Source organism: Salinivibrio socompensis S35 (assembly GCF_000513715.1).
Taxonomy (GTDB): domain Bacteria; phylum Pseudomonadota; class Gammaproteobacteria; order Enterobacterales; family Vibrionaceae; genus Salinivibrio; species Salinivibrio socompensis.
Window position 1 is genome coordinate 1 of record NZ_AQOD01000159.1, and the last position, 8,528, is coordinate 8,528.

Sequence of the window (8,528 nt, forward strand, 5' to 3'; positions counted from 1 at the left end):
AGTTTGCTGAAATTATTGTATGCAGGGATACTAAAAGCGTCTGAGCGATGGACACATCCGGTGCAGAATTGGAACCTCACACTGTCGCAGTTGGCAATCCATTTTGAGGGTCGACTGGATGATCACATCGCGCTATGATTTTTAGCTGACACAGAATATTGAACACCCTCAAGATGAGCGATCACGTCTGAGTCTTGACGTGCATCATCACGCATCCAATAGTAATCATCCACGCGCGTATCGCCGTGAATGGTCATTTCATGAGGGATTTTTTTCGCGACAGGCGCACTCAGTTCGCCTGGGCTGGAAGCTTTCACGTGTGACTCTCCTTGAAAACTGCACCCTGAGAGCAAAGACACCGCCAGTGCTCCGGTGAGTAAAATGTGTCGGGACATACTTTTCCTTCAGGTTTATTTAGCCATAACAGTAATTTAACAAACAAGTATCACTTAACTGACCTGAAGGCATCAAGCAAGTTCCAATAAACAATGTTCTTTTTATCGTCTGCAAAATGACTCACATTCTAATGTGTCCTGAGAGCAAACATCATTGTATTTAGCTTTAAACGGCAAATTATCGCGTTTTAGCCACTTGAGGGTTAATCGCCGGTACGAGCATCATCGCCGATTGGGCTGAGACATCAATGCGCTGCCCACTCAAGACCGTGATACCCGACAGTATATCGGTCCACTCATTTTCCAGCGTCAATGAGAGTGATTGCAGATTGGATGATTTATTTAAGATCAATATCCCTTTCTCACCCCGTTGAATCACCAGCCGATCATCGGTCGCTTCCAAGATGCTCATAGGTTCGCCATGGGTCAAATTATGGAAGGCGATCATTTTCACCATCTTTGGATTCTTCCACGCATTTCGCCAGCGTGGTTGGCCGTCTTCCCCTTTGATACCACTGGTATCAAGATCGGTATAAATCAGTGGGACGCCACCATCACGCCCCAAAATATACGCGTAAGCAAGCCACTCGTTCGCTTCATCCATTACCAAATCTAAGAAAACCTCATTGTTGGGAATGTCATGGCTAATAGCAAAGGTGATTGCACGCCCTTTCGATAGCGCTTGGCCAAAGCAATAAGGGTCAATCAAAGATTTGAGACTGCCCTGTTTGGATAAAACCTGGTAAAGCGTTGAGAACAGCGGAAAGTCGTAGGCACCTAAACATGTCTCTTGTAAATAGGGAGCAAGAAAGAGTTCATATTCTTTTCTTTGCTTGCACCACCGTCTGTGATGATTTCGCCAAAAATATGCGCATCATGGGTAATATCATCGGTCCACACGCGCTTGAGGTGTTCTAATGTCATGTGTTTAGCCGCATCAATCCGAAAACCTTTCACGCCCATCGCTTTTAACGCCTTAAGATAGGCGCGTTGCTGCTCTATGACATGATCACACACACGCAGTGTCGGCAATCCCGGATCGCTCGCGCCACCGCTAATACGCCCGTTTTGTACTTGCCAAGTGTCTTTCCAATTTTGTATACCAAATGCTTCGACGAAGTCATGCTTAGTAAAAAGTGGCTCGGATAAATCACCAAACAAGGTCAGTGTGCGATAGTGGTCTTCGTGCGCGTGATAGGCAGCCATCACCGCTTGGCTGGGATAATTCAAGTCGCTGCGAACATGCGCTTCATTGGCCATATGGTTGAAGACCACATCGACATAAGTAAGCACACCAACACGGTTTAACGCTTCAACCATTGCTTTAAAGTCCGTGGTGTTACCGAGTGCATTTTCAATCACACGATAGTCTTGAGGTTGATATCTCAGCCACCAGCGTTCGTCTTGCTCACTTTTCATCGGGGGAGACACGAGCACCGAGCCATACCCTAACGCCCTGATCTCCGCGGCACGTTGGGCAACATCCGCATACTTCCAATCAAAAGCATGCAAGATAACGTTGGCCCCCGTTGAGTGGGTGTTTTGTAAGCCTTTCATATCTGTCTTCTCATCGCGTTTAGGCATCGACTGTGATCCCGTTGTTGATGGCTAATTCAATAGTCAAAATTATAAGCGCTATTCGCGTGCCGCCCTCCTCCTTTGGCCACTTGTATAAGGAGGATAAGTACGGCGTAGTGAGTATTTAGCTGAGGATTAACCCTGAACATAAAAGGCGCAGTGAATCTAGATTCGATCTTACAAATACTGACTCGCGGAAGAAAACGTCGTTGTCGTATCAATTAGGTGCGGTATAAAACTTTAATGATGTGCCAGCCAAACTTGGTTTTTATCGGCCCAAGTGGACGCAATAACTCGCCACTGAACACGGCTTTATCGAAAGGCGGTGCCATGTCACCACGACGAAATTCGCCTAAGTCACCCCCTCGCTTTCCCGACGGGCATTGCGAGTACTTCTTGGCGAGGGATTGAAAGTTTGCACCTTTTTTAAGCTGGTCGAGCAAAGAAGTTGCTTGTGATTTATCCTTCACCAGTATGTGAAGAGCCGCTGCTTTCTTGGCCATACATAGAGTCTCAATGTATAAAAGTGGCTGAGTATACCGGATTTCATTCATTGAGGGGACGAGATTGCGCTCGTTCTTCAGACAGGATAGCGAGGAGTCACTGAGATAAAATACTTAGACCTGAAACCTTTTAACATAAAAAATCTGCTGGCGAATGTCATTTTCATGCCAGTCCTAACCATTTTTTCACAGTGTGTTTAATATCGCTCACTGCCTCAGCATTGGTTAACAATGCCTATAACGTACTGATTTGATCGCTTTTTGGTTGGATCCCTCCAAAAAGGCGAAGACCTCGCAGGCTTAAGTGCCTAAAACAAGATCTGAATCACACTGCTGACACATTGCTATTCATCCGACTTTAATAATTACACCTCTGATGGTTAAGCTGTTTATATTGTCTGTGTATTGTGTAGAAACATTGGCAGATGCTTTTACGGGTATAGGAGAGACTGGTACTTGTTGCCAGCTCACTCAATGAGAAAAGGATCTCAATCACACTCTCGTTAACCACGAATGAAAGCTAATCCACATATCGGAGGGACATGATGTCCATTTATAGCCATATTAAGCAATTGACTGCAATTTCATGCGTTGCCGCCGCGCTGGGGTTCTCAGCGTTCGCAAACGCCGATACCTGGCGTTACGCCCACGAGGAATATGAAGGTGACGTGCAGGACGTCTACGCACACAAATTCAAGGAGTATATTGAGGATAACTCGGAACATTCATTGCAAATTTATCGGTTTGGCGAGCTCGGCGAGTCTGACGATATCATGGAGCAAACCCAAGCGGGTATCTTGCAATTTGTCAACCAATCACCCGGTTTTACTGGTTCTCTCATCCCTGAAGCACAAATCTTCTTTATCCCTTATCTGATGCCGACGGAAATGGACACGGTAGTGGAATTTTTCCGCCAGAGTAAAGCCGTGAACGAGAATTTCCCTGAGCTGTACGAAGAGCAAGGTCTAGAACTGCTCAAGATGTATCCAGAAGGTGAGATGGTGATGACGGCAGACGAGCCTGTCACTGAGCCTGCAGACCTGGAAGGAAAGAAAATTCGGGTGATGACCAACCCACTGCTGTCATCTACCTACGAAGCCTTTGGTGCCACTCCCACACCTTTACCATGGGGCGAGGTCTATGGCGCATTGCAAACCAACATGATTCAAGGCCAAGAAAACCCCATTTTCTGGATTGAGTCTGGCGGTTTGTATGAAGTGTCACCGAACCTTATCTTCACCCACCATGGTTGGTTCACGACCGCATCAATGGCTAACAAAGACTTCTTTGATGGCCTATCGTCAGACGAACAAGCGATGATCCGCGATGCAGCTGACTATGCGTTTAATGAGACCGTTCAACACATCAGTGGCCTGGCAGAAAAATCGCTCGATAAAATCCAGTCTGCTAGCGATGACGTGACCGTGACGCGTTTAACCGATGCGCAAATCGAGAAATTTAAAGCACGCGCACCACAAGTGGAAGAAACCTTCTATGAAATGACCGGTGAGAGCGGTAAAGCACTTCTTAACCAGTTTAAGAAAGACTTAGAAACCGTTACTAACTAGTTGTCAGTCGTACAGGCACCGCCCCTTGCGGTGCCTGTTTATTTGAGGAATGCGCAATGACCGATTCCGACTCTCTCACGTATCACTCCGAGTTGCCCGGCCTCCTTGGCAAACTGGATACCCTGATTTGCAAGATCGAATCCTTTATGCTGGCCGCCGGTGTGCTCTTAATGGCCCTCAATACCTGTGTCAACGTCGTTGCACGCTTTGGCTTTGGGCAAGGATTATTTTTTTCAGGCGAAATTAACCGCATCTTAATTGTATTGATCACCTTTGCTGGGATTGGTTATGCCGCTCGTCATGGCCGTCATATAAGGATGTCTGCACTTTATGACACCTTGCCATTTACAGGTAGGAAAATACTCATGACCACGATTGCGCTAGTCACAGGCTTGATCATGCTGGTGTTAGCGTATTTCTCTTATCAATACGTCGCCTCCGTTTACGATCGTGGCCGTATTTTGCCGGCTCTCGGCTTTGAAATTTGGTGGATCTATATTTGGGTTCCGCTTGGGTTTGTTATCACAGGTATTCAATACGGACTCACTGTCTACAAAAATCTCACATCACCCGATGTTTATCTCTCCGCTGGCGTGCTTGACGGTTACGCTGAGACTGAAAGTGAAGTTTAAATAGGCACCACTATGGCCATGACTTTAATGCTCATCATGATCGTCTTGCTCGTGCTCGGCTTTCCGATGATGATCCCACTGACGGCTGCCGCCTTAAGCGGTTTTTACATGATGTTTGGCGGCGTCGGTCAAATGGACACCTTTATTCAGCAAGTGTTAGGCGGCATTCGCCCCGCTTCGTTAATTGCTGTTCCTATGTTTATTCTCGCCGCCGATATCATGACCCGCGGGCAGTCGGCCAATCGACTGATTGATATGGTGATGACCTTTATTGGCCATATCCGTGGCGGCTTGGCCATCAGCACCGCGACCTCTTGCACTTTATTTGGCGCGGTATCCGGCTCCACCCAAGCAACGGTAGTTGCGGTTGGCTCCGCGCTTCGCCCTAAACTGCTTCGCGCTGGCTATAGTGATCCGTTTTCACTGGCCTTAATCATTAATGCCAGTGACATCGCCTTTTTGATCCCACCCAGTATCGATGATTATTTACGGGGTGATCTCTGAAACCTCTATCGCGGAGTTGTTTATTGCTGGGATCGGTCCTGGCTTAATGATCCTCAGCTTTTTCTCGCTTTATTGTTTGTATTACGCCACGGTCAATAAAGTCCCGACGGAGCCTAAAGCGAGCTGGAGTGAGCGTCTCACCGCCACACGCAAAGCCTTATGGCCACTGATGTTCCCGCTAATCATTGTTGGGGGCATTTATGGCGGAGTCTTTAGTCCCACCGAAGCGGCGGCAGTCTGTGTGCTTTACGCCATGATCCTTGAGTTTGGTATATTCCGATCGTTGAGCCGTAAAGATGTGTTCACGATTGCACGTTCCACGGGCCTTATCACGGCGGTGGTCTTTATTCTGGTCGGCGTTGGCAATGGATTTTCTTGGATTATCTCGTTTGCCCAAATTCCGCAAACGATTCTGGAAGCCGTCGGGATCAGCGAGATGGGCCAATGGGGGTATTGGCGTCAATCTCTATCGCCTTTTTCGTTGCCTGTATGTTTGTTGACCCGATCGTTGTGATTTTGGTGTTAACCCCGATATTTGCACCTGCGATAGAAGCGACTAGTCTTGATCCTGTCCATGTCGGGATTGTCATTACCTTACAAGTGGCGATTGGCTCAGCAACCCCTCCATTTGGCTGTGATATTTTTACGGCCATTGCGATTTTCAAAAAACCCTATTGGGAAGTTATCCGCGGAACGGGGCCCTTTATCGCGATGCTGCTTTTGTCAGCCGCGTTGCTGGTGATGTTCCCGCAAATTGCGTTATTCCTACGTGATATCGCGTTCGGGTAACTAAACAACAGGAGTGCTTGGATGTTTAAACGAATACTCGTTGCCGTCGATGGCTCTTATTCTGCCTTGAATGCGCTGGATAAAGCTCTCGAGTTACAAAAGCTGACCGATGCAGAGCTTTACTTGCTGTGTGTGTTTAAGCACCACAGTTTGTTTGAAGCATCACTTTCTATGGTGCGCCCTGATCGTTTACAAATCCCCGATCAAACACTCAGCGAGTATGCGCGGAATATCGTCGAGCAAGCTAAGCAACACGCCTATGAAAATGGTGGAGAAAATATACGTGGTTTTGTCAAAGGTGGCCGCCCGTCCAAAACAATCATTAAGTTTGCCAAAAGCAAAGAGGTGGATTTGATTGTGATGGGGGCGCATGGCACGCATTCTGATAAAGATGGAATGTTTCTCGGCAGCGTATCTCACCGAGTGGCCGGACGCTCACACTGTCCAACCATGGTGGTTTGAGGGCACCAAAGCAACGCCAAAAATAATGTAGATGCGACAATAAATGCAGAAGTGACAATAAAAAACGCCGGTATCTTAAGAGGGTACCGGCGTTTTTTTCGTCACGGGAGAGCTTATTGGATATGGAAATAATGGCTATTCAAGACCAAATGCACACCGATTGATGCCATGTACCCTAGCATAATCACTGGCGCCCATTTTAAGTGACCAAAGAAGGTATATTTGCCATGCGCCTGGCCCATCAGAGCTACGCCCGCCGCAGAGCCCAATGATAGCAAGCTACCACCGACACCCGCTGTCAAGGTCACTAACAGCCAGTTACCGTGTGACATTTCTGGGCTCATGGTCAGTACCGCAAACATCACCGGGATGTTATCTACGACGGCCGACAGCACACCGACAAGGGTATTGGCCCAGATGGGATCCCATTCTAAATACATGACATTCGATACGAGCGACAGATAACCAATCAAGCTCAGGCCACCGACGCACATCACTACCCCATAAAAGAACAGTAATGTATCCCACTCAGCATGAGAGATCCGGCGAAAGACATCAAACGGCACCACTGAGCCCAGACGACTTAGCGCTGCTTCGTCATTCTTGGCTTCAGCGATCGCCCGTTTCCGTGCCAGAGAACGTGGTAACGTTCGACGTAAGTAAAAACCAAAGAACTGCAGATACGCTAGCCCCATCATCATGCCCATCACAGGTGGGAAGTGAATCAAGCCGTGGAAAGCAACGGCCGTGGCAATGGTGAGCAGAAATAGCACCATGATCCGACGCGCTCCACGCTTAAGTTCGACATATTCTTGCATCACATCCGGCTGAGTTCTCGGAATAAAGAGTGACATGATAAAAGCGGGGATCACGTAGTTCACCACAGAGGGGATAAACAAAGCACCAAATTCGGTGAATGTCACCTTGCCCGCCTGCCACACCATTAAGGTGGTGATATCACCAAAGGGACTAAACGCGCCACCGGCGTTCGCAGCCACCACAATATTGATACAAGCAAGATTCACAAAACGTGGATTGTCACCGCCGATTTTCAATACAATGGTGCACATCAGCAGTGCCGTGGTGAGGTTATCGGCAATGGGTGAGATAAAGAAGGAAAGCACCCCTGTGATCCAAAACAAGGTACGTAAATCATAGCCCTTACTTAAGATCCATGCTTTCAGGCCATCGAACAATCGCCTTTCTTCCATCGCGGAGATATAGGTCATCGCCACCAGCAAGAACAGCAATAACTCTGCGTATTCAAGCAAATTATGTTCTAGCGCTGCCTGTGCGGGAGCCGTGTTGCCCCACTGAGAGTAAGCATAGCCAATCAGTAACCAGATCAGCCCCGCGGCTAATAATACTGGCTTCGATTTTCTTAAATGGAGCTTTTCTTCTAGCATCACCAAGCTGTACGCAACAGCAAAGATGGCTAAAGAGGCATACCCAACCCAAGACTGAGAGAGATCCAGTCCTTGTTCTGTCGTAGCGGCAAAAGCCGTTGGCGACACTAACGCCAACGCCGCAACCAAACGCTTCATCTTTGAGCCTCCAAATTTTGTTTCCTTACTTTTGATATGACAAACAGCGCGCTCTGTGGCATTTGCTCAGGCCTCTAATTGTTTATTTTGTAGCCTTAGATCACCACAGAACAAAAACGAACATAATATTAACAAATATGGCGATAACGTCTATTGCTTACCCCGGTGAAACAACAAAAAAGTAGTGACATTCTTTACTATCAAGATTAATAATATCAGCTTACTAGTTGATATTCTCTGTCACCGTTGGCAAAAATCGACTAGTTTTAAAAAAGTGAATGAGATGTGTCACCGCACTCAGCACAACAACAAATAACAAACAGACAAGATCGCAACGGCATCGCTGCTATTGCGCAAGGATGCGTGAGTAATCAACAAGGAGTCATTATGAAAGCACTGAAACTCGCTGCCATTGCGTGTGCAGCGTTGATATCACTGGGTCATACCCCATCTACACTTGCTGAGACTGCTCGCGTAGCCGTATCACAAATCGTTGAGCATCCCGCCCTGGATGCGACCCGGAATGGTTTGCTTGACGGCTTGGAGAAGCGAG

Annotated in this window: 6 protein-coding genes and 4 pseudogenes; 6 read left to right on the forward strand and 4 right to left on the reverse strand. The window is 47.5% G+C overall.

Features of this window, described 5'->3' with window-relative positions; all coding sequences use genetic code 11:
* Positions 1 to 138 (forward strand): annotated as a pseudogene (locus tag DZ54_RS24980) (IS256 family transposase); the annotation flags it as partial.
* On the opposite strand, the gene DZ54_RS0115310 reads toward DZ54_RS24980, so the two are convergent.
* From DZ54_RS0115310 to ppiC, 3 genes and pseudogenes are all read right to left on the reverse strand, one after another.
* A complete protein-coding gene (locus DZ54_RS0115310; RefSeq protein WP_025675018.1) occupies positions 123 to 395 on the reverse strand; it encodes a hypothetical protein in 273 nt (90 codons plus the stop codon). The pseudogene DZ54_RS24980 and the gene DZ54_RS0115310 sit on opposite strands and share 16 nt — an antisense overlap.
* Positions 396 to 573: 178 nt before the next feature.
* Positions 574 to 1,952: pseudogene (locus tag DZ54_RS22385) on the reverse strand (alpha-amylase family protein).
* A gap of 242 nt (positions 1,953 to 2,194) precedes the next feature.
* The gene (ppiC, locus tag DZ54_RS0115320; protein WP_025675019.1) at positions 2,195 to 2,476 is read right to left on the reverse strand and encodes a peptidylprolyl isomerase PpiC; all 282 of its coding nucleotides are present in this window, start codon (positions 2,474 to 2,476) and stop codon (positions 2,195 to 2,197) included.
* A gap of 542 nt (positions 2,477 to 3,018) precedes the next feature.
* On the opposite strand from ppiC, the gene DZ54_RS0115325 reads away from it, so the two are divergent.
* The 4 genes and pseudogenes from DZ54_RS0115325 (at position 3,019) to DZ54_RS0115340 (ending at position 6,431) form a co-directional block, all read left to right on the forward strand.
* Complete coding sequence (locus tag DZ54_RS0115325; protein ID WP_205619421.1) at positions 3,019 to 4,044, forward strand: TRAP transporter substrate-binding protein; 1,026 nt, start codon at positions 3,019 to 3,021, stop codon at positions 4,042 to 4,044.
* A 56-nt stretch (positions 4,045 to 4,100) separates the two neighbouring features.
* Complete coding sequence (locus DZ54_RS0115330; protein WP_025675021.1) at positions 4,101 to 4,676, forward strand: TRAP transporter small permease; 576 nt, start codon at positions 4,101 to 4,103, stop codon at positions 4,674 to 4,676.
* 12 nt (positions 4,677 to 4,688) lie between these two features.
* Positions 4,689 to 5,969 (forward strand): annotated as a pseudogene (locus tag DZ54_RS22390) (TRAP transporter large permease).
* A gap of 21 nt (positions 5,970 to 5,990) precedes the next feature.
* Positions 5,991 to 6,431: a universal stress protein gene (locus DZ54_RS0115340; protein ID WP_025675022.1), complete on the forward strand. Its 441-nt coding sequence runs from the start codon at positions 5,991 to 5,993 to the stop codon at positions 6,429 to 6,431.
* A gap of 113 nt (positions 6,432 to 6,544) precedes the next feature.
* Here DZ54_RS0115340 and nhaD read toward each other — a convergent pair whose 3' ends face one another.
* Entirely contained in the window at positions 6,545 to 7,975 is a 1,431-nt protein-coding gene (gene nhaD, locus DZ54_RS0115345) for a sodium:proton antiporter NhaD (protein ID WP_025675023.1), read from the reverse strand.
* A gap of 387 nt (positions 7,976 to 8,362) precedes the next feature.
* Here nhaD and DZ54_RS26380 point away from each other — a divergent pair.
* Positions 8,363 to 8,528, forward strand: a pseudogene (locus DZ54_RS26380) (ABC transporter substrate-binding protein); the annotation flags it as partial.

Coding starts and splice junctions, on each gene's coding strand:
- DZ54_RS0115310 (WP_025675018.1), bottom strand. CDS start 395: ATGTCCCGACACATTTTACTCACCGGAGCACTGGCGGTGTCTTTGCTC.
- ppiC (WP_025675019.1), bottom strand. CDS start 2,476: ATGGCCAAGAAAGCAGCGGCTCTTCACATACTGGTGAAGGATAAATCA.
- nhaD (WP_025675023.1), bottom strand. CDS start 7,975: ATGAAGCGTTTGGTTGCGGCGTTGGCGTTAGTGTCGCCAACGGCTTTT.
- DZ54_RS0115340 (WP_025675022.1), top strand. CDS start 5,991: ATGTTTAAACGAATACTCGTTGCCGTCGATGGCTCTTATTCTGCCTTG.
- DZ54_RS0115330 (WP_025675021.1), top strand. CDS start 4,101: ATGACCGATTCCGACTCTCTCACGTATCACTCCGAGTTGCCCGGCCTC.
- DZ54_RS0115325 (WP_205619421.1), top strand. CDS start 3,019: ATGATGTCCATTTATAGCCATATTAAGCAATTGACTGCAATTTCATGC.